Origin of the sequence: Bacillus sp. FSL M8-0266, from assembly GCF_038613425.1 — a bacterium.
In the GTDB taxonomy this organism is placed as follows: domain Bacteria; phylum Bacillota; class Bacilli; order Bacillales; family Bacillaceae; genus Bacillus; species Bacillus pumilus.
The window spans coordinates 269242-293055 of sequence record NZ_CP152015.1 but is presented as its reverse complement, the minus strand read 5'-3'; the positions used below and the strand labels follow the sequence as shown (position 1 = coordinate 293055).

The 23814-nt window shown below is 40.7% G+C and carries 22 protein-coding genes and 1 pseudogene; 10 read left to right on the top strand and 13 right to left on the bottom strand.

Going from position 1 to position 23814, the window contains the following annotated elements; translation table 11 throughout:
* Positions 1-45: 45 nt before the first annotated feature.
* The 4 genes from MKY83_RS01620 to MKY83_RS01605 form a co-directional block, all read right to left on the bottom strand.
* Positions 46-825 (bottom strand): TerC family protein, encoded by a 780-nt coding sequence (locus MKY83_RS01620; protein WP_044139241.1) that lies wholly within the window; start codon positions 823-825, stop codon positions 46-48.
* Positions 826-962: 137 nt separating this feature from the next.
* Positions 963-1541, bottom strand: coding sequence for a TerD family protein (locus MKY83_RS01615; RefSeq protein WP_342488000.1), 579 nt, complete (start codon positions 1539-1541; stop codon positions 963-965).
* A 41-nt stretch (positions 1542-1582) separates the two neighbouring features.
* Positions 1583-2164 (bottom strand): TerD family protein, encoded by a 582-nt coding sequence (locus MKY83_RS01610; protein WP_034664247.1) that lies wholly within the window; start codon positions 2162-2164, stop codon positions 1583-1585.
* Positions 2165-2184: 20 nt separating this feature from the next.
* The gene (locus tag MKY83_RS01605) at positions 2185-2787 is read right to left on the bottom strand and encodes a TerD family protein (RefSeq protein ID WP_044139240.1); all 603 of its coding nucleotides are present in this window, start codon (positions 2785-2787) and stop codon (positions 2185-2187) included.
* A 421-nt stretch (positions 2788-3208) separates the two neighbouring features.
* Here MKY83_RS01605 and MKY83_RS01600 point away from each other — a divergent pair, with 421 nt between their 5' ends.
* Together MKY83_RS01600 and MKY83_RS01595 are read left to right on the top strand one after the other, a co-directional pair.
* The gene (locus MKY83_RS01600) at positions 3209-4201 is read left to right on the top strand and encodes an LLM class flavin-dependent oxidoreductase (RefSeq protein ID WP_065098735.1); all 993 of its coding nucleotides are present in this window, start codon (positions 3209-3211) and stop codon (positions 4199-4201) included.
* 210 nt (positions 4202-4411) lie between these two features.
* A complete protein-coding gene (locus MKY83_RS01595; RefSeq protein WP_342487999.1) occupies positions 4412-5452 on the top strand; it encodes an acyltransferase family protein in 1041 nt (346 codons plus the stop codon).
* A gap of 20 nt (positions 5453-5472) precedes the next feature.
* Here MKY83_RS01595 and MKY83_RS01590 read toward each other — a convergent pair whose 3' ends face one another.
* Complete coding sequence (locus tag MKY83_RS01590) at positions 5473-6252, bottom strand: glucose 1-dehydrogenase (RefSeq protein ID WP_342487998.1); 780 nt, start codon at positions 6250-6252, stop codon at positions 5473-5475.
* A 119-nt stretch (positions 6253-6371) separates the two neighbouring features.
* Entirely contained in the window at positions 6372-6800 is a 429-nt protein-coding gene (locus MKY83_RS01585; RefSeq protein WP_003217242.1) for a cell wall hydrolase, read from the bottom strand.
* Positions 6801-7338: 538 nt separating this feature from the next.
* On the opposite strand from MKY83_RS01585, the gene MKY83_RS01580 reads away from it, so the two are divergent.
* Positions 7339-8397 (top strand): DUF4352 domain-containing protein, encoded by a 1059-nt coding sequence (locus tag MKY83_RS01580; protein ID WP_185108256.1) that lies wholly within the window; start codon positions 7339-7341, stop codon positions 8395-8397.
* Positions 8398-8495: 98 nt separating this feature from the next.
* Here MKY83_RS01580 and MKY83_RS01575 read toward each other — a convergent pair whose 3' ends face one another.
* Positions 8496-8831, bottom strand: coding sequence for a hypothetical protein (locus MKY83_RS01575; protein ID WP_065098732.1), 336 nt, complete (start codon positions 8829-8831; stop codon positions 8496-8498).
* Positions 8832-9063: 232 nt separating this feature from the next.
* On the opposite strand from MKY83_RS01575, the pseudogene MKY83_RS01570 reads away from it, so the two are divergent.
* Together MKY83_RS01570 and MKY83_RS01565 are read left to right on the top strand one after the other, a co-directional pair.
* Positions 9064-10214 (top strand): annotated as a pseudogene (locus tag MKY83_RS01570) (IS3 family transposase).
* A gap of 282 nt (positions 10215-10496) precedes the next feature.
* The gene (locus MKY83_RS01565) at positions 10497-11048 is read left to right on the top strand and encodes a hypothetical protein (RefSeq protein ID WP_265209032.1); all 552 of its coding nucleotides are present in this window, start codon (positions 10497-10499) and stop codon (positions 11046-11048) included.
* 56 nt (positions 11049-11104) lie between these two features.
* Here the strand turns inward: MKY83_RS01565 and MKY83_RS01560 are convergent, their stop codons facing one another.
* Together MKY83_RS01560 and MKY83_RS01555 are read right to left on the bottom strand one after the other, a co-directional pair.
* Entirely contained in the window at positions 11105-12280 is a 1176-nt protein-coding gene (locus tag MKY83_RS01560) for an ABC transporter permease (protein WP_113768654.1), read from the bottom strand.
* On the bottom strand, positions 12280-13020 hold the full coding sequence (locus tag MKY83_RS01555; protein ID WP_003217123.1) for an ATP-binding cassette domain-containing protein: 741 nt from the start codon (positions 13018-13020) through the stop codon (positions 12280-12282). Before MKY83_RS01555 ends, MKY83_RS01560 begins: the two co-directional genes overlap by 1 nt.
* A gap of 161 nt (positions 13021-13181) precedes the next feature.
* On the opposite strand from MKY83_RS01555, the gene MKY83_RS01550 reads away from it, so the two are divergent.
* Both MKY83_RS01550 and MKY83_RS01545 read left to right on the top strand, forming a co-directional pair.
* Positions 13182-13883, top strand: a complete 702-nt coding sequence (locus MKY83_RS01550) for a LytTR family DNA-binding domain-containing protein (protein ID WP_113768653.1) — start codon at positions 13182-13184, stop codon at positions 13881-13883.
* An 11-nt stretch (positions 13884-13894) separates the two neighbouring features.
* Positions 13895-14860, top strand: coding sequence for a GHKL domain-containing protein (locus MKY83_RS01545; protein WP_126741888.1), 966 nt, complete (start codon positions 13895-13897; stop codon positions 14858-14860).
* 30 nt (positions 14861-14890) lie between these two features.
* On the opposite strand, the gene MKY83_RS01540 is transcribed toward MKY83_RS01545, so the two are convergent.
* Complete coding sequence (locus MKY83_RS01540; RefSeq protein ID WP_113768651.1) at positions 14891-15820, bottom strand: aldo/keto reductase; 930 nt, start codon at positions 15818-15820, stop codon at positions 14891-14893.
* A gap of 396 nt (positions 15821-16216) precedes the next feature.
* Between MKY83_RS01540 and MKY83_RS01535 the strand changes: the two genes are divergently transcribed.
* Positions 16217-17257 carry a DUF4352 domain-containing protein gene (locus MKY83_RS01535; RefSeq protein ID WP_126741889.1) on the top strand — a complete coding sequence of 347 codons (1041 nt, stop codon included), beginning with the start codon at positions 16217-16219 and terminating at the stop codon, positions 17255-17257.
* Positions 17258-17310: 53 nt separating this feature from the next.
* Here MKY83_RS01535 and MKY83_RS01530 read toward each other — a convergent pair whose 3' ends face one another.
* The 3 genes from MKY83_RS01530 to MKY83_RS01520 form a co-directional block, all read right to left on the bottom strand.
* Entirely contained in the window at positions 17311-18396 is a 1086-nt protein-coding gene (locus MKY83_RS01530; RefSeq protein WP_126741890.1) for an SEC-C metal-binding domain-containing protein, read from the bottom strand.
* Positions 18397-18587: 191 nt separating this feature from the next.
* Positions 18588-19529 (bottom strand): response regulator, encoded by a 942-nt coding sequence (locus MKY83_RS01525; RefSeq protein WP_126741891.1) that lies wholly within the window; start codon positions 19527-19529, stop codon positions 18588-18590.
* 4 nt (positions 19530-19533) lie between these two features.
* Positions 19534-20820 carry a sensor histidine kinase gene (locus tag MKY83_RS01520; protein ID WP_126741892.1) on the bottom strand — a complete coding sequence of 429 codons (1287 nt, stop codon included), beginning with the start codon at positions 20818-20820 and terminating at the stop codon, positions 19534-19536.
* Between the two features lie 518 nt (positions 20821-21338).
* Between MKY83_RS01520 and MKY83_RS01515 the strand changes: the two genes are divergently transcribed.
* Positions 21339-22319: a glutaminase gene (locus MKY83_RS01515; RefSeq protein WP_008342152.1), complete on the top strand. Its 981-nt coding sequence runs from the start codon at positions 21339-21341 to the stop codon at positions 22317-22319.
* Between the two features lie 33 nt (positions 22320-22352).
* Complete coding sequence (locus tag MKY83_RS01510; protein ID WP_065098724.1) at positions 22353-23780, top strand: alanine/glycine:cation symporter family protein; 1428 nt, start codon at positions 22353-22355, stop codon at positions 23778-23780.
* The last annotated feature ends 34 nt before the right edge of the window (positions 23781-23814 follow it).

The following is a 23814-nucleotide window of genomic DNA, read 5'->3' as shown; positions in this document are numbered from 1 at the left end:
AAAAAGGATGGAGCCGCTAGTCAACTCCATTCCTTTTTGATCGTCCTATTCTTCTTTTGAAGCCGCAGCTTCGTTTGTCACATCTTGATGTTTCTTCTTATTGATTTTATGAACAATAAACGTCCCGATAAATGCTAGGATAATAATCGCAAAGAATGCGACATGCGGAATTTCAATATGAGCAGCACTTAAGCCCATTTTGATGGCAATAATTCCAATGAGAATAAACGCTGTATTCTCAAGCTCTGGAACACGGTCAATGAGGACAAGGAATAACTGTGCCACTGTACGCATCATGAGAATTCCAAGCATTCCGCCTAATAGCAGAATCCATACTTCCTCAGATACAGCGAATGCCGCAAGAATACTGTCCACCGAGAAAGCAAGGTCCATAATTTCCACAGAAATAACGGTTGCCCAGAACACGCCAAATACACGAATCATCCAGCCTTCTTTTTTCAATTCCTTCGCTTCGTCATCGCCGTCACCTAACCAGAAGTGCTTAATGACAAGCCATGCTAAATATGCAGCTCCGAGAACCTTAATCCACCAAAACTTAATAAGCAGCATCCCTACGCCAATGAATAGAAAACGGAAGAAATAAGCGCCAATTAATCCGTAGGTTAATGCCTTTTTACGCTGCTTTTCTGGTAAATGTTTCACCATGACAGCTAATACAAGTGCGTTATCTGCTGATAACAATCCTTCAAGCACAACAAGGGTCCCAATAAGCCCCCAAGAGACAGGGTTTGTTAATACCTCTGCCCACATATGCCAATCAAAAAACGAGGCATACGTGTCCAACATATGTTTCAAAATATCCAACTGGTTTTCCTCCTATAAGTGTAGAAGCATCAGCAGGCTTTCGCCTGCTGTTATTCTTGATCGCTGTTTCTTTCTCACTTTGGAAAAGGCCCTCATATGAGTCATTGGCAGCGCCTCTTGAATTTTGTTTCTCTCGTTTATACTTCTAACCCATAATTTTGACAAAGAGCTGCAAGTCCGCCAGAGAATCCGCTTCCGATCGCGTTAAACTTCCAATCGCTTTCGTGTCGGTACAATTCACACACTACGACAGCCGTTTCAATTGAGAAGTCTTCCCCTAAATCAAAGCGAATCAATTCTTCCCCGCCCTCTTCATTTACAACACGAACAAATGCATTCGAGACTTGTCCAAAATTCTGGTTGCGCGTCTCTGCATCATGAATCGTCACTGTAATTCCGATACGATCAATGTTAGCAGGAATTTTTGAGAAATCAACGAGAATTTGCTCGTCATCTCCATCTCCTTCACCGGTCCGGTTATCACCTGTATGAGTGACACTGCCGCTTGGGTGCTGAAGGTTATTATAGAAAACAAAATCTGTGTCTTGCTGACAACGATTGTTTGCATCCACTAAGAATGCCGAAGCGTCCAAATCAAATTCGGCTCCGCCAGAATATTTATTCGTATCCCAGCCAAGACCAATCATCACTTTCGTCAGCCCTGGGTTGGTTTTTGTTAAATCGACACGTTGTCCTTTTGAAAGCTGAATCGCCATATTCGTCCCTCTCCTGTCTCCTGAAAATATAAAACTAGCCGTTACCCGATATCTAAACCGAAGTCCGTTGCAATGCGGGCAAGTCCGCCTTGATAACCCGATCCGACAGCTGAGAATTTCCATTCCCCGCCATGACGGTATAATTCACCTACAATAATCGCTGTCTCGATGGAGAAGTCCTCTGCCAAATCGTAGCGAATCAGTTCTTCATTTGATGCCGCATTTAAAATACGCACATATGCGTTCGTGACTTGTCCGAAATTTTGACTGCGCGCTTCCGCATCATGAATCGTAATGACAAATGAAATCTTCTCAATGCTCGCTGGTACAGCTGATAAGTCGATATTGACCTGCTCGTCATCTCCGTCGCCTTCACCAGTGCGGTTATCGCCTGTATGTACGACACTGCCGCCTCCGCCAGTTGTTTGATTGTAAAAGACAAAATCCGATGGAGAGCTTGCCTTACCTGCCGCATCTAAAAGAAATACACTTGCGTCTAGATCAAAGTCATGTCCGCCGTCATACTTATTGACGTCCCAGCCAAGACCGACGACCACTTTTGTTAAACCTGGATTTGTTTTTGTTAAATCAATTTTTTGACCTTTCGCTAAAGAAATTCCCACTAGGAACCTCTCCCTTCTAATTAAATGTAGTTTCTCGTAATATCGGCTAGCTTCGCATCATTTGTACCGTCCCCAACAGCCGCAAACTTCCACTCATTCTCGTGACGATAAAGCTCTCCGACGATTAATGATGTTTTCCCTGCATACTCATCTTTTAAATTATACTTCACTAATTCTTGATTGTTTGAACGATCAACGATGCGAATGTACGCATTTTGAATCATACCAAAATGCTGATTTCTTCTAAGTGCATCATAGATGTTCACAACAAACACCAATTTATTCACATTGCCCGGCACCTTGCTCAAGTTGACGAGGACTTGTTCATCATCTCCGTCTCCTTCACCAGTCAGGTTGTCACCTGTATGCTCGACACTGCCGCATTTGCTTTTCAAGTTGCCAAAATAAATCAAATCTTTATTTTCCGTAAATTTATCATTTTTCAGCATGAGCACTGAAGCATCACAATCAATATCAGCGCCGCCTCCGCCGCCAAACAGCTTTCCTAAAAATCCGCCGCCTTGTGATACAGGGTCCCAGCCAAGTCCAACAAGAATATTCGTTAGCCCTGCTTTGCCTTTTGTTAAATCAATACGTTGACCTTTTTCTAATGTAATCGCCAAATCAATCACTCCTCCAGCATAATAAAAATCTATTTATTAAGCGATGGACCCTATTAAAATCATCATACATGAAAATTCGACAAAATTCATGAAATGACATTGGAGCCTCTTACTCTTTTTTCTATTTACTAGTATATACGATCTACGTTCAAGATAGGTTTCAAACAGATGATATTTTTTTAACGAAAGATCCATGTTGAAAATGGTTCATGTCGTAAATGAAGTGTTTCATGTGAAACATTGTCGAAAATTCTCGTCCACAGCTCTTGCTGATAAATAACGTATTGATGTGTTTTCGTATGTTGATATAGAAAAGATAAAGCATGAAATCAAAGGATAAACCCTTTCATTTCCTTCTATTCAAGGATTTCTTTATACTGAAATGAAGAACATTGACCGTGTAAATGAAAGGATGTTGATGATGCCATCACTTCACATATTAGATCAAGTCGCTATTCCTAAAGGTCAGACAGCGCAAAAGACATTGATTCACACAACACAGCTGGCTCAACTTGCGGAAACTCTTGGGTATGAGCGTTATTGGTTTGCTGAACACCACAGCACAAGAGGGCTCGCTAGTACAGCACCTGAAATATTAATGGCACATATCGCCGCTCATACATCGACCTTACGTACCGGGTCTGGCGGCATTTTACTTCCGCAGTACAGCCCCTTTAAAGTAGCAGAGGTCACGCGGCAGCTTGAGGCTCTGTATCCTGGACGAATAGAAATCGGTGTAGGCAAATCTCCGGGCGGGATTGAAAGGACGAGACTTGCTTTGACAGACGGCGTGCATAAAGATCTATCTCAGTTTGACCGCCAGCTGAAGGATCTTCTATTTTACTTATCAGACAGCCTGCCTTCTAGGCACCCGCATGCAGGAGTCAAAGCTTCTCCGCTTGTTGATGCTCATCCGCCGGTTTGGCTACTTGGTCTCGGAGAAAATAGTGCCGTGCAGGCAGCGGAACTTGGGATCAACTATATTTTTGGTCACTTTATCCACCCTGCACGCGGCAAACAAGCATTTGAGACGTATCGGTCTCACTTTTCTCCATCTGTCTTTTCCACCCAGCCGCACGCTATGTTTGCCGTGTTTGTCATTTGTGGTGAAACCGATGAAGAGGCCGAACGGATCGCCAGCAGTACAGATTTATGGCTGCTGCGTGTTGAAAAAGGACTGGACAGCCGCGTCCCTTCTATAGAAGAAGCCAGTACCTATCACTACACCACGCAGGAAAAGAAAAAAGTGTTACAAAACCGCCAGCGGATGATTGTCGGCTCAAAGGCAACGGTGAAAGAGCAATTACTTAGCTTGATGGACCGCTACCAAACGGATGACATCATGATTCTAAACAATTCATTTGATCCGATAGAAAAACAGCGCTCCTTCAAACGAATCGCCGAATTATTTTGAAGCCAATTCCCTTGGCTTCTTTTTTTACATTGTCATAAAAAATGGGAAATGTAACATCAAGATGTCAAAATCCTTCCGCCTGTCATCTGATCGCAACTGTGTCTTCTAATCGTTAGCGAACTGTAAACGCATAAGGGGTGTACCTTTTATATAGTAGAGGTACATATGAAAGACCCGTTTACGACGCTAGAAGGAAGGAGATGACAGGCCATGAATAAGAGACTCGAATGGGTCGATGCGGCTAAAGGGATCGGTATTCTGCTCGTGGTCATGGCGCATGTGCCCATTCCAGATTCGTTAAAGCAATTCATTTACTCTTTTCATATGCCGCTTTTCTTTTTACTATCCGGCATGATGTTTCGATCATCCTCACTCCCTGCTCTGTCATTTATTCAGAAGAAAGCCAAGAGCTTACTCTTGCCCTATCTCTATTTCTCCATCATTACGTATGTTTTTTGGTTCACCGTTACTCGTTTTTTTGCCTTTAAGGGACAAACGGATATTGACCCTTTCGTTCCGTTTACAGGTATTTTTATATCCAATGCAGATGAAGCTAGACTCACGCATAACCCAGCCATCTGGTTTTTAACGACACTCTTTTTAGTGGAAATGATCTTTTTCTTTATGCACCGTCTGACAAAAGAGAAACCTGCTGTCTTGATCTTACTGACCGTCCTTTGCGGAGGTGCTGGATATGCCTCTACCTTGCTTTTAGACCAAAGTCTACCGTGGAATGCCAATGTCGCCTTGACGGCTGTTGTGTTTTATTCAATTGGCTTTTTGGCAAAGCAATGGTTTGTGGAATTAAAGACAGACCCAACCCTTCTTCTATGTACAGGTCTGCTTGTACTGACGGCTTACATGCAAAGCTTTAATTCACGAATCGATATGCGCGTGAATGACTATGGTGATCTTTTTCTTTTCTATGCATGTGCACTGCTCGGTTCAGCTGCCGTGATTTATTTAAGTTTTAAATTCAAAACGTCCCCTATTTTGACGTATCTCGGTCGAAATTCCATTGTGATTCTCGTCTTGCAGTTTGCCGGCATCGATATCATGAAAGCACTTGTTTATTATGGACTTGGCATCAATATTGCAGATACAGCGCAGCTTTCTTGGACTCTCTTTTACACGATCGGAACATTGCTGCTCATGGTGCCATGTATCTCCTTCCTAAGCAAATACCCGATGCTACTCGGCAAACCAGCTAAAGCCGCACACCGCTACGAACAAAAAACATCCGCCGGCTGATTGGGCGGATGTTTTTTGGATTAATCATTGATTTGAGAAGGGTAAAGCGTCATTCCTCCATCTACAAATAAAATGGTGCCTGTGATATACGAAGCTTCCTTAGATACGAGGAATGCAGCGGCTGACCCAATCTCCTTCGGTTCACCAAATGCTCTCATCGGAATCTTTTCAAGCTGCTTTTGTTTTTTCTGTTCATCCTGCAAATCATCATTCGATTCGGTCGCCATTGTACCTGGTGCAATCGCATTGATCCGAATACCTGCTTCCGCATAATCAAGAGCCAGCGTTTTTGTCATCATGTTCATTCCGCCTTTGGAAGTGGAATAGTGAACATTGAACGGGCGCGGTATTTCCTGATGGACACTGGATATATTTAAAATAGACCCTTTGATGTCATGCTCCATCATATAGGCGATTGCAGCCTTTGCCCCTAAAAAGGCGCCTGTAATATTCACATCAATGACTTTTTGCCATTGCTCGAGCGTCATCTCATGCGGCATCGCTTCTTCGCCGTTAAAGCCTGAATTGTTGACGAATACATCGACTGTTCCGAAATGCTCCAGTGCTGTATCCATGATGGATTGAATTCCTTCCTCTTCGGAGACATCTGCGTATACTTTCACCGCCCTACCTCCGCGCTGCTGAATGGCTTGGACCGTTTCTTCAGCACCCTCTTCATCACCTTTATAGTTCACAACCACATTCATCTGCTCTTCTCCAAATCGTAATGCGATGGCTTGTCCGATTCCTTTTGAAGAACCTGTGACAATGGCTGTTTTTCCTTTTAAATCTTGATACATCTTTATTTCCTCCTATCACGTGCTTCATCTAGTTGATACACAATGGTTACCCATTTTGAAAAAAAGAAAAACACAATCCTCTGCAATCGTTGACTAAGAGGATTGTGCTGTTCATCAAACTAAAAGGTGTTATAGACATTTTCACATGTTTCAGCGGTTGGTTGATAAAAGCAATGAGACTTATACCTTGCCACAAACGGCTGATTGTACCAAGTCGGTGGACAATTACCAGGCGGCTTAAAATACCAAAGGCTAAATTTTGCTGGCCAAAATCGTTCTCCGTTAATATTCCTCCGTGCAAGTGTTTTTTCTGTTTCTCGTGCTCGTTGATAAAAATAACCATGCGTGACTGCTTCAAATGCATGCTCTTGATAAATCATTTGTGGAATCGTACGCAGCCCTTTAAAGTCAGAGCAGTTGGCACGCAACCGGTTGATGCCCACATTTCCTACGAGCAGCATCCCTTGCTTTCCTTCTCCTTCTGCCTCCGCTCTCAGCAGTCTGGCCATGAGGTCAATATCAGAGCTTGTCGCTCTTACCACTGCCATACATCCACCTCCATTCGTTTCTCTTTTATTTTATGTAGGGTTTCTGTGTAGATGACTGCCATTTTGACGGGAAAACTCACATTCAGTGTCGAGAGCCTGTCTAAATACCTCAACATTTTGCTGGACATGTGTCTCTCTGGCAACAACACACAAACCAAGTGATCATGCACATAACAGGAAAAAATATTCATTACTATAGACTCATTTACAAGTCATAAAAATCCTTCTAATTGCGACACCATTATCAAAAACAGTCATTTGAACCTATTCAACAATCCGACTCAAAACCTTAAAATATAAAATGTTGAGTTTTTATAGGAGACATCAAATCATAAATTTACAAATTTCTCCTCTCAACTTAGTGTCATTTTTACTACTTGAAGCTGTGCAAACTTAGAAACGCACTGAAGTATTGACAGTACTTTCGCTTCATTCTACAGTAAAAAACACACAGTATTTTTCTTTTTGTGCAAAAAGAACGATATGAACTAAAGCTTTCCAATGAAATTCATCATAAACCCGAGGAGGAAAACACGTCATGTTTAAAAAGAAATTATCCCTGTTTCTTCTGATCTTGTGTGTCACTGTTGTCGCTGCTGCTTGTAGTGGTGGAAAAGAAAAGTCAGCTACGAAGGAAAAAGATACAAAATCTCTTGATGCAGCAGAGGTAAAGGTAGAAAGTGCTGAGTACACTTTACCACCTCAATACGATACATCTGTACAGGATGATCAGTATGTACTAAAAGTGAACGTATCTGTAAAAAATATCAGCAAAGAGCCTCTAAACGTTGATAAAAGCAACTTCACTCTTTACCAAGATGACTCACAGGTGTCTACGATCTCTCCAGATGACTACAACGAAGTATTATCTTCAAGCTCTCTAAATGCAGACAAAGTATCAAAAGGCGGTCTTTTCTTTGTTGTTGACAAAGAAAAAGACTATCAGCTTGTGTACACAGAGCCAGGTAGTGGTTCTAAAAAAGATGACAAAACACTAGAATTCGATATCAAAGGTAAAGACTTAATGAAAAAAGCAGATACACTTCAAGCATCTGCAAAAGCCCTTTCTTCTTATATTGATGTCATGATTTTTGGTAAGAATAACGACGAATTCGAAAAACTAACAGGTGATAACAAATCAACTGTTGTCAACCAATTTGATAAATCATTCAAACAAGGCTACATCACGTCATCAGGTATTTCTTCTAGCTCAGCGAAGGACGAAAACCTTGATAAGCTTCTAAAAGCTGTAAAAGAAACATTAGCTGAAAAATCAAAAGTATCAACAAAAACAAAAGCCATCAGTGGTGATAAAGCCGTTGTGACTGTAACTCTTACACCAATTGATGCAAGCCCGCTTGTCGATCGTTTAAAAGAAAAAGCGACTGAGTTCTACAGCAAAAACCGTACTGCGTCTTATGATGAAGCACAAAAATATTTACTCTCGATCTACCCAGAAGAGTTCAAAAAATTAGGACCTTCCTCTTCTGAAGAAACAGTAGAAGTCAACATGAAGAAAAATGACATCGACCAATGGAAACTTGATTTGAACGATTACAAAACAAGCTCATTAGTTGAAAAGTTCATCAAGAACTAATAAAAAAACCCCCGATGCCGGGGGTTTTTTCTTATCGTTTTTTGTTTGATCCCTATATTTAATTCCGAATTACAGCCAAGAAAGTAAGATACGGTCTATTATGAAGGAGTTTCTTTTACAGCTTCATACTCTTTTATCACCTCAACCGGATCAACCGCATCCTCATCTTGTACGTATTCCTCTACATAAGGATCCATTAATTTCTCAAACTTTTGTTCGTCGTCTACTAAAGCAACATACGTTTCATATCCTTCAAAATCAGATGGATATAAATGTGCAACGGAACTACCCGTTTCTAATGCCTCATCTATCGCTTTTCTTAATTCCAATAATCCTTTCCTGTTCCCCAAAATAAACGCTTCAAAATGGTGTGTTTGTTGAGCATATATATTACATAGCTCTAGCACATCATCGTCTACTGTTTGATAAGACATACACGAATCACCTCATTAATCGAATTGGGATAATAATGTAATTTCTCCCTTCCATTATGCCATTCCTTTCACCCGATAGTGAATCTCTTTTATATAAATCTCTGGATATAAAAAAACTTGCAGATAAAATCTACAAGGGAACTGACCCCATAAGATGAGACAAATAAAAAACACCTTCAAGTTTGAAAATGGATCGTTGTGATCCGAAATAAAACATGGAGGTGTTTTTTCTATGGGGACAAGAGTGAGTTATCCGGTTGAAGTCAAACAGAAGGCTGTAGAAATGAGATTGGCAGGCGTACCTATGAAAGAGATCATGCAGAAATTGAATATCAAGAATAAGACGCAGGTTCAGACATGGGTGAGGTGGCATAAGGCTGGGGATACACACCGGTTCGAACAGCCTGTTGGAAAACAATATACCTATGGAAAGGGTCCCGAGTACTCTTCCGAATTAGAGAGACTGCAGGCAGAAAATCTCTATTTGAGTCAACAGAATGAAGTCTTAAAAAAGTACAACGAATTGGAAAGGAAGTTGATAAGGAAACGTCAATCAAACTGGTAGAAGAATTTCACAAAACGATGACGGTACTGGACATCTGTGTCCATTTAGGCGTCTCACGCGCTTCGTATTATAGATGGAAAAAGAATCTGACTCAGAATCATTCTAAAAGACAACTAGAGAAACAGATCGGCACGTTGTGCCGAAAGCACAAATATTGATATGGTTATCGAAAAATCACAGCCATACTAAAAAGGAGAATGCATATTAACCATAAAACTGTTCAACGTATCATGCAGAAAAACCAGTGGCAATGCCGGATTAAAATGAAAAAGCGTAAGAAGAATGGGCAGCCCTATGCCGTGGCCGGTAATATACTGGATCGGAACTTTCAGTCTGATCGCCCTCTTGAAAAACTAGTAACGGACATCACGTATTTGCCTTATGGACAGAAACAATTGTACCTTTCCAGTATATTGGATTTATATAATGGAGAAGTGATTGCTTTTACGATTGGTGATAAGCAGGACACAGACTTTATCTTAAACACACTTAATCAGCTCCCAGCACTGCCTGAGAATTGCGTGTTACATAGCGATCAAGGTTCTGTGTATACATCTTACGAGTATCAGAAAGCTGTTCATATAAAAGGCATTACCATGAGCATGTCCCGTAAAGGGACGCCCGCTGATAATGCCTCCATCGAATCGTTTCATTCCTCACTAAAGTCTGAAACGTTCTATCTTAACAGGATTGACCGCACTACGACCAGCATCGTAGAACGCACTGTCAAAGAATACATTTATTATTATAACAACATTCGTATTCAAACGAAACTAAACAACCAATCACCGATAAACTATCGGCAATTGGCTGTATAAAGGTGTTTTGATCCCTGTCTCAAAAACGGGGGTCAGTCCCAAGTTTTTAGCTTTTTTATTTCGCAAGCATTCACTTTTCTTTCATAAACAAACTTCTCACGATGACAAACATCAATTACTTACATAGTACGTGAATATTAAGAATGGGATAGCAAAGTAATACGTATCTAGCTGCGTAGCTCCTGCTCTCATGGTATTATTATCACTGGCATCCCTATAAAAGAACTCCAAAAGCTCATTCATTCTACGGAGGTCCTGTTAAATAATTAATAGAGGTGAATCATGTATAATTACGAAAAGCTATATAAACAGTATTTATATAAAAAAGATCAATTGATTTTTACTAAAGAACGAGTCGCTGAGATTATAACGTCTAAATTTAAAGCTAGAGAATTTTCAAAAACAAAAATTTTAGATTTAGTAAATGATGATCACTTTGAATATACTAAGATATATAAATGTTTTGTCATTGATGATCCAAGTATATTGATTCAATTGTTTTCAAATGAGGAAAAAAAGAATCATCGTGAAGAAATACTTGATAATCGTGAACATCCCTTAAACCCCAAGAGAGTCAAAGAATGGGAGTATAATCACTTATTGCTTGATGAACAAGAAGGTAGAAGAATTGATATCATTTTAGAAAGTAAAGATGGATTATATATTTCAGAATCTCAAGTAAGAGCTAGCTGCGAAAAGCTTGATAGGTATATGAATGCTTTAATTGTATGTGCAATTATTGAAAATGAGTTAGAAGAATATCCAGTTGATATTCATAACGAGCATTTTCAATTTTATTTAGAGAACTTGGATCAATTCGGTTTCTTAAACTGAAAAATACGGTGATCGGTATTCACTTGAAAACGCCCTCTATCAATGAGGGCGTTTCTTTATTTCGCAAGCATCCATTTCTCTTTCATAAACAAGCTTCTCACGATGACAAACAAGATGACGACTGCGAGGGCTGAGGAGCCGAGTGTCAGAGTGACGGCCATCGGATCGATGATGCCAAACATCAATTGCTTACAGAGCGCATGAATATTGAGGAATGGGATTGCAAAGTAATACGTATCTAGCTGCGTAGCACCTGCTCTCATGGTAAAGAACATTGGAAGCACACCTAGTGTAATGATCATCGACATGTACGACTGTGCCTCTTTGACTGAGCCCGAAATGACGCTGAGCAGCAATTCAATCATAGATACCATGAAGGAGAAGATGATAAGCGCCGCAAACATGACGGCGATAATGCTCCACATTTGATCACCAAAGTTCAGTGCTTGTTTTAGCTTTTCTGTAAAGAGCAGCGTGGATAAAAGCAGCATGCCGATCGCCACAATTCCACTTAAAATCCCGAACATGGAGACAGCCAGCCATTTTCCGATAAGAATTTGGAGTCTGCTGGCAGGTGTCAGGAACAACGCTTCAATGGATTTTCGGTCTTTTTCACCCGCTACAATATCAAGCGCAGCTGGCAAAGCACCTGAGATGACGGAGGTCACCAAAATCATTGGAAGAAGAATCGACAAAAGCATAGAGGTCATGCCATTTTCTCCTTCTTCGCCCTCTTCTACATCAACAGCCTGCACCTGAAATGGGTGAACAACAGACGTATTGATTTGATCAGCGGCTAAACGCTTTTCTACGACTTGGTTTTGATACTGCTCCAGTAAGGATTGCAGCATTTGAACCGCGATGACCGAATCATCATCTGTTGTATACCCATGAATTTTAATTGCAAATGATTGTTGATGCTGAAGCATGTCGTCTGCCTCTTTCGGCATTTCCAGGTAAGCATTCGCCTTTCCATCTTTGACAGCTTGCTGCGGGTCATCAAATGTTTCAAGTGTGAGGTTTTTGACCTCTTTGATCATTTGATTCATTTCAGTTGGAAGCGGTTCATTCACTGCGACCGTATAGGTTTCATCTCCTGGATCTGCAATCATGCTTTCATAAAAGAACACCAATCCAAGCATCGTCAAAAGAGGAATCAGCACTGTTAAGAGTAGCGTTTTTCGGTCTCTTAGCGCATCTGTCATTTCTTTTAAAAATACGGTTTTCCACATTATGAAATCCCCCTAGCGAGCTTCGACATAAAGATATAGTTCAAGTCATCACTTTGTTCCTGTGTATATAATTCTGGAAGTGTCCCTTTATACACAAGCTCTCCTTGATGAATCATCATGACACTGTCACAAAGCTGGCTGACTTCTTCCATGATGTGGCTTGAAAAAAGGATGGTTTTATTTTGCTGCTTGAGCTGATGAATAAAGTCTCTGAAAATATTACTTGATGTAATATCCAAGCCTGTTGTCGGCTCATCAAATAAAATAATGTCAGGATCATGAATCAAGGTTCTGGCAATCGCCACCTTTTGTTTCATTCCTCTTGAGAATCCTTTCACCTTTCGATCCATATATTGTCTCATCCCAAAACGCTTTGCCAAATCCTCTATTCTTGCTTTGATTTCATGCTGATCTAAGCCATACAATTTGCCAAAGTATTCAAGGTTTTCTCGTGCCGTCAAACGATCGTAAAGTCCCGTCTCACCGCCAAACAAGACACCAATTCGCTTTTTCACTTCTGTTGATTCTTTCACCGTATCAAAGCCTGCGACAGTGACTGATCCGTGCGTAGGTTCTAACAATGTGGCTACGGCGCGTAACAATGTGGTTTTCCCTGCACCATTTTCTCCTAGGATGCCAACGACTTCCCCTTCCTTCACGGAGAACGTCATATGTTTCATCGCTTTTACGACCTTTTTCTTATCTTTAAACCAGCAGCTGCAATCGCTGAGAGTAATCATTTGGTTCGCCCCTTTCGACTTCCTAAGTCTATGATAGAAAAAATAACGCTTGCCTGACATAAAAATGTCGCGAAACGTCCTTTTTCTGTCTTGAAATGATCTATTTTAAAAAAACAAATGGTAAAATAGACAAATAATAAGAAGAGTCATAGGTGATTTTTATGATAAAAGTAGGTCTCGTTGATGATTACCGAGTAGATTTAGAAAAGCTGCACGCCATTGTAGGCAGAATGGAGGCTGTTGACATTGTCTTTGTCACGCAGTCAGCAGAGGATGCCTATGAGAAGGTCAAACAAGGAGGCATTGATCTGTTGTTTGCAGACATTGAAATGCCCGGAATGTCAGGTTATGAACTAGCGGACCTCATTCACTCTCACGCACTGAATGTCGATGTTGTATTTGTGACAGGAAACAGCGGATATGCTGTCCATGCGTTTGATTTGAATGTACATGATTATATTATGAAGCCCTACCATGCCGATCGAATCGCCAAATCCTTAGAGCGCTACAAGTCAACCAAGCAGGAGAAAAGCATTCATGGACGGCTTCTCATTAAGCAGCAGTCAGATATTCATGTGCTGCAAAAGAAGGATGTCATTTTTGTTGAGCGAACAGGCAGGTCAACCACCATTGTCACAACAACAGGAGATATCCAGACATATCAGACATTAAACGAGTTAAAGGGCGATCTAGCTGAAAAAGATTTTATCCGCTCTCACCGATCGTTTATCATCAATATTCATTACATTAAGAACTTCTCGGCGTATGCTAAAAATTCATTTATCGTATCTTTTGAAGGTACAGATAAAAAAGCCATGATGACCAAGCAGCAATTAGAATACTTTAAGAAATATTATTTTTAAGGAGAACGAACGTGAACGCTTTCTATCTTGGATTCCGCATGTATGCTCTCATATGGCTAGGTCTTGCGTTTCATGCAGCTGCTGAAGCTATTCTGCCGCTATCATCAGGAGTGCTGTGGCTCCTCACTTTTTGTGTGATTTGTCTTTATACATTTTTCATATACAAAAGGTTTTTGCCTCATGTGAGTGGTTATGTGATGTTGGGCGCTTTTGTGCTCTTTACCTGTGCAGGTCTTTCCCTTTTTCTGACGCAAGGAAATGGATGGAGCTCTCTTTTGGCTTTTGTGATCATCATGACAACAGATATCCTTGCATTGAAGATGATGCATACGGAGAGACGATTAAACGGGCGGCTTCAAGAGCTGATCAACGCAGAATCAAGAACCAATGAATTGCTGCTTGAGCTGCGCAGTAAACATCATGAAACAGCTAGACATTTAAATGCCTTTTCCGCGTCAAACGAAGAGCATGAGATCAAGGATTTGATTCAGCAATACGTGAAACATTTCCCTTGGATGAAAGGAGAAAATGCTTATTTGGCCTCAACTCTGCATTCCTTTTTCCAACGGGCTGAAAAAGAGGACATTGCCCTTTCTCTAGACCTTCAAGCACCTTTTTCATCGCTTCCCTTTTCTAAGGCGGATCAGGTTAGTTTCACTGGCAACTTGCTTGATAATGCCTTAGACGCAGCGATTGAAGCGAAGCAAGCCGGAAAAGAGGGCAGCATCTCGATTGCGACCTCTATTCGGAGCGGGCTCTTTTTAATCCATTGTGAAAACAGCACAAAAGGAATGGAAAAACACGTGTTAGACCATTTGTTCAAAAACTTTGGCCGCTCGACAAAAGGCGGAGATCATCAAGGAATGGGGACGTATATCATTCATCAGCTTGTTGAAAAGGCAGACGGTGTTCTTGATTTCACATACCGTTCTCCACATTTGCGGCTTGTCATCAAAATCCCCCTCACGATGTCATAAAAAAAAGGTGCAGCTAAGCACCTTTTTTTATTAAGAGAAAATGTGGTCAATTTGATTGATTTCCTCTTTTGTTAATTGAACTTCGTTTGTTTTTAAGTTTTGCTGAACTTGCTCAGCTCGTTTTGCACCTGGAATAATGGCGTCGATGCCGTCCTGTGCTAAAAGCCAAGCGAGTGCGACGTGTGCCGTTTCGGCGTTCTTTGATTGTGCAATTGCCTTTAGCTTGTCTACTTTTTCGAGGTTTTGAAGGAACGCCTCGCCTTGGAAAAGCGGATCTTTTGCTCGAATATCATCAAATGTCGCATCCTTCGTAAATTTCCCAGTCAACAAGCCTGATGCCAATGGGAAATACGGAATAAAGGAAATACGATGCTCGACGCAGTATGGGAGAAGATCCTTCTCTGCCTCACGTTTCAGCAAAGAATACTCCGACTGAAGCACATCTAAGTAGCCGTCTCGATTAAAGGCTTGAAGTTGTTCAAAATCAAGGTTAGATGCACCAATGGCCCTAATTTTCCCTTCATCCTTCAATTCCTTTAATGTACCTGCTACTTCTTCCAGCGGCGTCCGGCCGTCTGGGAAATGCATATAGTATAAATCAATATAATCTGTTTGCAGTCGTTTCAGGCTATGTTCGACCTGCTCTCTTAAAAAGTCCCGGCTGTTATCCAGCTCAATTTGTCCGTTTACTTCTTTATGAGCCCCCTTTGTCGCAAGGACGAGGTTCTCTCTACCGCCTCTTTTGGCAATAATCTCACCGATCAATTCCTCAGAACGGCCCAGCCCATAAATAAAAGCAGAATCTAAGAAATTGACACCTTGATCAAGAGCTGTCTCCACAAGCTCTCGTCCGGCATCTTCACTCAGGTTGGGGAACAAATTATGTCCACCTACCGCATTCGTACCAAGCCCTATCGGATTCACCTGTAAATTAGTTCGTCCAAGCGTTACCTTTTTCAAAAGCTCATCTCCCTTATCTGCTTAATCATCCTTATTTTCCCATGAAACCTTTTCAACATTCAAGTATCCTGCTCTCTGAAGCACAAACACCCTCACTTCATGATTTTTACGTAAAAAACATTTAAAACCGATAATAGATCTACAAATTAATTCTTATTGACCGGTATATTAGACTCACAAATTTCCTTTTATTATTGATTTTTGTGTAAATTTCTTTCAAAGATAGGGACTAAAACCTATTCCTCATCATGATCGAATTTCGATAGAATGAAAAGTACACATCGTCATAAGGAGATTTTCCCCTGTAACACCCGAATATACCATTCTATCTGTTTCTTTTTTCATAGTCAGATAGCGGGAATGAAATGACGAAAGAAAAGCAAAGGAGCATCAACTGTGAATCTTAAAAAAATAAGCGCACTCCTCATGATTTCATTCGTGATGATCATCTCTGCAGCTTGCCAGAGCTCAGCCAAATCAAGCAACGCTGATCAAAAATCAACAAAAACAGCAGAGGTAAAAGTCGATAGCTACGAATATACGTTACCAGAAGACTCAACAACTACGCTTAGAGACAATGAATTGGTGCTAAAAGTCAACCTGACGATTACAAATAAAGGTGACAAAGCTCTATCATTATATAGCTCTGACTTCTCCCTTTATCAGGATGATGCCAAAGTATCTGATTTAAAATTTTACGGCAGTAAAGACCGTCTTGACCTCGGTTCATTGAACAAAGGCAAATCTCAATCAGGTGCTCTTTATTTCCTTGTAGACAAAGGGAAAAAATATCAGTTCGTTTACCAAGACAGCATCAAGAAAAACAGTGATTCGATCCAAATCGACCTAGATGGAAACAAAATACTTGATACAGCGAAAAAGCTGGATAACCCTGCAAAGGCGCTTTCCGCTTATACTGATATCATTGTCTTTGACAAAAAGAACGATCAATTTGCAGATTTAACGGGCGACAACCAATCCGATGTCGTGAATAAATACCACGACATGTTCGTAAAAGACTTCAAAAGGAGCGCCGGAATGTACGGCAATGAAGTAAGTGACCGTGATATTCTGTCTATGTACAAACGGATTCAAGACACCATGAAGGATAAAACCAAAGTAGAAACAAGTGTAAAAACCATCTCTAATGACGAGGCGAAGGTTGTCGCTCAAGTAACAGGCATTGATGCTTCTAACTTAAAAGACAAGCTAGACAAGCAAAGAGATGAGTTTTACAACGGCAAGATCCGCTCTAAAGAAGAATTGTATAAGAAAAGCTTAAACTTGTACGCATCTGAATTCGAGAAGCTTCCTCCAGTCTCCAGCCCGGCTGAATACGAAGTGAAAATGAAACGTAATGGGGATGGTCAGTGGAAAATTGACCTTAACGATTACAATACATCGCAGTACATGAGCGGTTTTATTAAAACAAGATAATCATGAACTAAAAAAGACGCTGGCCCAATGAAGGTGCCGCGTCTTTTCTTATACTATACAGTCGCCTCTTGCTCTTCTTTCACCGCTTTTTCAATATCTTTAAAACGGCTCGATACAGTAGACGCACTAATGCCATACTTTTTCGCTATTTGCGCTTGAGAAAGCGGGGCATCGCTTGCAAGTGAATGAATGTAATATTCGATTCCCGCAGCAAATGATGCTGCTTTACGAATCACAGGTGATTTCTGATCACAATAGGCTTTCCACACAGTTAAAGCGCCATCAGTCAAGCTTTGGTCCCCGTGTTCCTTCATTCCGTCTTCAATCAGCTTAGCTGTTTCCAGTTGAACGTCATTTGCCCAGTCCATGCGATCTGCTGTTAAGCCTGTATCGCCTTCTGTTTGAGCAGATGTTTCTGATTCTTCTACTTCTTGCTTTGCAAACAAGCACTCCAACACGTCAGGGAATGATTCTCTCATAAATGTGCTGCGCGTTCCTCCATTTGCCTCATATGCTTCAACAAGCTGACGAACTTGAAGAAGAAGCGTATCTGTAAACTCCTTCGCAAACATCGTATATTGAATGAAAAACTCTGCTTTTTCTTCAAATTGAACAGGGAATCCAAGCACGAGACTTCCCTTTTCAGGCAGCACTGTTTGATCCGGTTTTACATCTACTTCAACCTTTTCAGCTGTCACCATATTCTCAAAGTAAAGAGACTCGTCCGTTTTTTCATTTAATAAAAGCAAAGAAGGCTCCATGTCTGTCCATGATTGAACCACTTGTTTTGTTTTCGGACGGGTAATATCCTCCGCTTTCTTTGTCAGGAATTCTTGGAAGATGGTTTCTTTCTGATCCGTTAATGGACGGAAGAAGATGCCCCATACACTCAAATGAAAGACTGAGATTTGTTGCGTTTCTTTATCCATATCTGCAAGAAAAGAAAACTCATTAATGAATTGATTGATGGCTCTCTGATGTTTAGAGAATGCGTAATTCATTAAATCCTTTTGAACTTGTACAGCTTCCTTAAACACAAGCTCAGACGTTTGTTCTCCGCCTGACTTTTGACCACAGCAATGTTTATATTTTTTTCCGCTCCCACAAGGGCAGAGCGCATTTCGTTTAATTTTTCCCAAAATAAAACCTCCGACATTCTAGTCTAACCTCACTATTTTAACAAACGATTGCACAAGAGAGTTTTATTTTCAAGAAAAAAGAAAAATCAGAATGATCAGTTAAATAATAAAGATACTTGAAGATCACGACAGATCATAGGAATAGCGGTCTTTTTCTGTTTATTTTCTCCAATCATTCCAAGAGATTTTCTTCAGCTCATTCCCTCAAATAACTGCTTTGCCTCAAAATAAAAGATTTGAACAAACTTCTTCGTATTGACTCTGCCCGTTGATCCTGCGGATGATGAGGTCTTCTGCATTTCTTTCATTCTTTGGCTGACATCGGTAAAGTCAAAAAACTTCGACGCATAGTGCTCAAACTTAGGATTCGAGAAATCTGTTAATCCTAGTGAAGCAAAATGATTCAAGGAATGATGAATAGCGCGTCTAATCCGCTGTTCTGCCGCTTTCACTTCCCTCATCACTTCGACATCGGTTGCCCCATGATCCAGCTTCCTCTCCGCTGTTTTGATAAAGAGCTGCTTTAGCGGTGGGAAATTAACCTCATGAGAATTGGCTGACTGTGTTTCATGTAAGTAGATCAGTATCTCAAGTAAATCCTTAGAACCGCTCTCTCCGACAATTCCTAGTTCTGATAAGAGAAATTCCCCCGCCTCTTTCATCGTCCTTTTCTTCAATCCATTGCCCGTTGTATTATGAGAAATCACAGGCTCTAACGGCAGCACATGGCGAAGGGAAGCTTGAATATCGTAAATCGATTTCTCGAGTTTGATCCGCTCTATGACTTTTCGAATCACACTGACGATCTCAATTCGATTGACAGGTTTATGAATATAATATTCGATCCCTAATTCATAGGCTTCTGCCATCATCTCTTTCGCCTCTACTTGGGAAATCATCATGATTTTACCTTTGAATTCAGGGTGAATATGACGAATGGTTTGAATGCCATCTCTAGCAGGCATCAAAAGGTCAATCAGAAGGATGTCTATTTTTTTTAGATTCAATGAATGGGCTTCTAATCCAACACCGTCATCGGCTTCATCCACGACCTCTCCCAAATCTTCATCCTCAATGATTTGTCCTAAAATCGAGCGTATTGCACGATCATCATCTGCAATGAAAAATCGCATACACTCACCCTCTCTGTATTAAATTTTGTATAGGAAGGAGTAGCTGAAAAGCTGTTCCCTTTGTTTCTCTTTGTTCGATTTTAATTGTACCGCCAAGCTCTTTAACCAGCTCTTTCACATAGGATAAGCCAATCCCAGTTGATGGTGTTCCATATGCATCAAATTTAGAAGTATAGCCTGGATCAAATACTATTTCTCTCATTTTTTCAGGAATCCCCGGGCCATCATCTTCAATCCGAATCTCTATTTTATCATGACTTCCTTTCAATACGAGTGAGATCATTCCGTTATCCTTTATGGCTTCAACCGCATTTGCCATTAAATTATTAATGAGCGATAAAAAAATGAACACATGATAATCATGCAAATGAATGCCTCTTATATCAGATATAAAGGAGATGTTTTTCCCTAGAGAGAGCGCATACTTTTCTTGAATGCGGAGTACAATTTGAACGAGTTCTTCTGCCTTCATATAGTCTTGCATATTTTCCTTAGAAATTAGCTTCGAAAGCCCAGCATATATACGCTGATTATCCTTTTTCACTTCATGGATTTCTCCTGCAAGCTTCAATAGCTCCTGACTCACTTTCTTCCCTGCTTCGTGTTCATGCAAGAGACGATAAAGCCTGTATGATTCTTGCGTAATGTGCTCTGTATGTTTTAACGTTTTCTTTAAATGAACCGTTTCTTCGTATAAATTTGAAATGACCATCATCATATGCTCATTTTGTTTCATGATTTGCTTCTCTCTTGATTGTGCCTCATATAGCTTCATCATATTAAAAAAGCTGATTACGACAAAGCTGTGAGCAAACGCAATGAGAAACATATCACTCAGCTTTGATAGCGTCATCGTCGTATCAAACACTAAAAATTGTACAAAGAGCTCAACAAAATCAGCCACTAATTCAATCATGAGACCAATGATGCCAATAAAAATAGAGCGCTGTTTAAAACGTCCCGTACGGACGGCAAAGAACAGGAATGCATATGTAAAATAGAAAAAGAAACTTGGGAATTGCTGATAAAATGATGCAGCGAGATCAGCATGATGCTGCATCAGATCTAAACCTACTCGAAAAAGCACAATGGCTGCGCCTGTTAAAAACCCGGGCAAGAACGGTCTAGATTTCCTTAAGAGTAATAAACAAAAGAAAAACGCAGGTGCCCCAAAGCTGATCCGGAACGTCTCATTCACAGGATAAAACTTCAGTTCTCCTGCAAGCGGCACAATCACCACCATAAAAATTAATATGAATGCGTCTTTTTTAACAAGCTGGTTTAAACTCAAATGACTGACATCCCTTCCCCTTTTTGCATAGCCACAGTATACAAGGAGACTCTTTTCTTCACAACGTACAAAAAAATAATTTTCACAGCTCCTTCTTTCCTCAAAATCCTTTTTTATGACTATTCACCGAGACGGCATGGTGACCTTTCAGCTATTCAGCATTTTGGATATTGTCTACAATAATGGGAATTGTTTAGACAATAAGCGACAAACCGATTTTTTATTTGTAAGTTTTTCTGTAGATTTTCGTCAGATTGTGTAGTTTCCAAGATAAATTGAATGAACAATTTTAGTGAAACTATATGTAAGCGTTTTCTGAATTTTCACTAAAAACCCTTTTTGTTTTTTCGCCGCCAAAGCCTTCATTTGAACATATATTTAGGTGTAAAGGAGTGGTACAAGCAGCGCATGACAAGTTCTTTGAAGATGTGTAACATGTTTTCGTGCCTATTTGATCGCATTTTTTGTCATCCGCCAATTCAATAGGGTACTTTTTGATTTTTGATTGGAGGAATCGTATGAAAACAGCAATTTCTAATAATACACAACACGCATGCCAGTCTTCTGTTGATCAATGGGCAGAAGAAATTCGTCCGTATTACAAAAATGGACAAAACGCTGGCTATATTCCAGCACTCGGAAAAGTGAATTCCTCTCAACTTGGTATCAGCGTGATAGGCCCAGATGGATCATCTGTACGATATGGTGATTGGGACGTTCCCTTTACCCTGCAAAGTATCTCAAAAGTCATCAGCTTTATAGCTGCCTGTTTAGGAAGAGGCGTTCCTTACGTCTTGGACCGGGTAGATGTAGAGCCAACTGGTGATGCATTTAATTCCATCTATCGTCTTGAGATGCATAAACCAGGGAAGCCCTTTAATCCAATGATTAATGCTGGAGCTATTACCGTATCCTCCATCCTTCCCGGAAAGACTTCTACAGAAAAGCTAGCATATATTTTCGATTTAATCGAAAACTTAATAGGAAAGCGTCCATCTGTCAATGAAGAGGTTTATCAATCAGAATGGGCAACTGCGCACCGCAACCGTGCTCTTGCTTATTACTTAAAAGAAACCAATTATTTAGAATCAGATGTCGAGGACACATTAGAAGTGTACTTAAAGCAATGTTCCATCGAGGTTACAACAGAGGACATCGCCTTGATTGGGCTGATTATATCAAGTGATGGCTATCATCCCTTTAAACAGGTCCAAGTCATTCCAAAAGATATCGCAAGACTAACAAAGGCATTGATGCTGACATGCGGCATGTATAATGCGTCTGGTAATTTTGCTGCTTTCGTAGGCGTTCCAGCCAAAAGTGGTGTGTCTGGAGGAATTATGGCTTGCGTTCCGCCAAGCGCAAGAAGAGAATTTCCATTTCAGACAGGCTGCGGAATCGGTATTTATGGTCCCGCCATTGACGATTGCGGAAATAGTATTACCGGTGTCATGATGCTGAAAAAGCTCGCAAAAGAGTGGGATCTCAGTATTTTTTAAAATGAACAGTCATGAATTCGAAGAGGTGATGTTATGAACGAAAAAGCTTTGCTATCTTATTTAACACATACAAATGATTTTATTTGGACTTATATTGTCATTGCTCTGTTACTTGGAGTTGGGGTCTACTTCACATATAGAACACGCTTCCTGCAAGTGAGAATGATTAAAGAAATGGTGCGTGTCCTGAAAGAAGGAAGAAAAGAAAAAGAAGGGATATCACCGTTCCAAGCATTTGCCATCAGTATGGCGGCACGTGTAGGAACAGGAAATATCACAGGGATTGCCATCGCCATTGCAATTGGTGGACCTGGGGCAATCTTTTGGATGTGGATCGTAGCGATTATCGGTTCTGCCTCAAGCTTTGTTGAAAGTACGTTAGCCCAAGTGTATAAAGTGAAAGATAAAACAGGATTCCGCGGTGGACCTGCTTATTACATGGAAAAAGGGTTAAACAAGCGCTGGATGGGAATTTTATTTGCGATTCTGATTACAATTTCTTTTGGAATCGTCTTTAATGCGGTGCAATCAAATACAATCACTGTCGCTTTTGAAAACTCCTTTGGATTAGACCGTTTAACAGTCGGTATTGTGATGGCTGTTATTTTTGCAGCAATTATTTTCAAGGGAATCCAAGCCATTGCAAAAGCTTCTGAATACATTGTCGTTGTGCTGGCTCTAGCTTATATCGGAATTGCATTCTTTGTTATTGTGACAAATATCACTGAACTTCCTGGTGTCATCAGTACGATTGTGAAACACGCCTTCGGGTTTGAACAGTTCGCTGGTGGAACATTAGGCGGCGCATTATTACAAGGGATTAAACGCGGTCTTTTCTCGAATGAGGCTGGTATGGGTAGTGCACCTAACGCAGCAGCAACAGCTGTGACAAGTCACCCTGTAAAACAAGGATTAATCCAGGCGTTTGGCGTGTTAACAGATACATTAATTATTTGTACAAGCACAGCCTTCCTTGTCCTGTTCTCTGATGCATACAAAACAACGAACCTGCAAGGAATTGAATTAACACAGGCTTCACTCAGTCAGCACATTGGACCATGGGCCTCTGGATTCCTTGCTATCATGATTTTCCTATTCGCCTTTAGTACATTAATCGGTAACTATTACTACGGTGAAACGAACATTGAATTCCTTGGAGCCAACAAAGTTTGGCTTAACATCTATCGAATTGCCGTTATTGGAATGGTTCTTTTCGGTGCAGTTGCTACTGTTCCTCTCGTGTGGGGTCTAGCCGATCTCTTCATGGGACTCATGGTCATCGTCAACCTCATCGCCATTACCATGCTGTCTAAGGTCGCCTTTGCAGCATTGAAGGATTATACGAGACAGAAAAAAGAAGGCAAGGATCCTGTCTTCTATAAAAATGCCGTTCCAAACAATGAGAAAATTGAATGCTGGGACGACGAACCTGCTTCCTTGAAAAAGAATCATATTGGGTAAATCACAAAAGCTCTGGTCCTCTGACCAGAGCTTT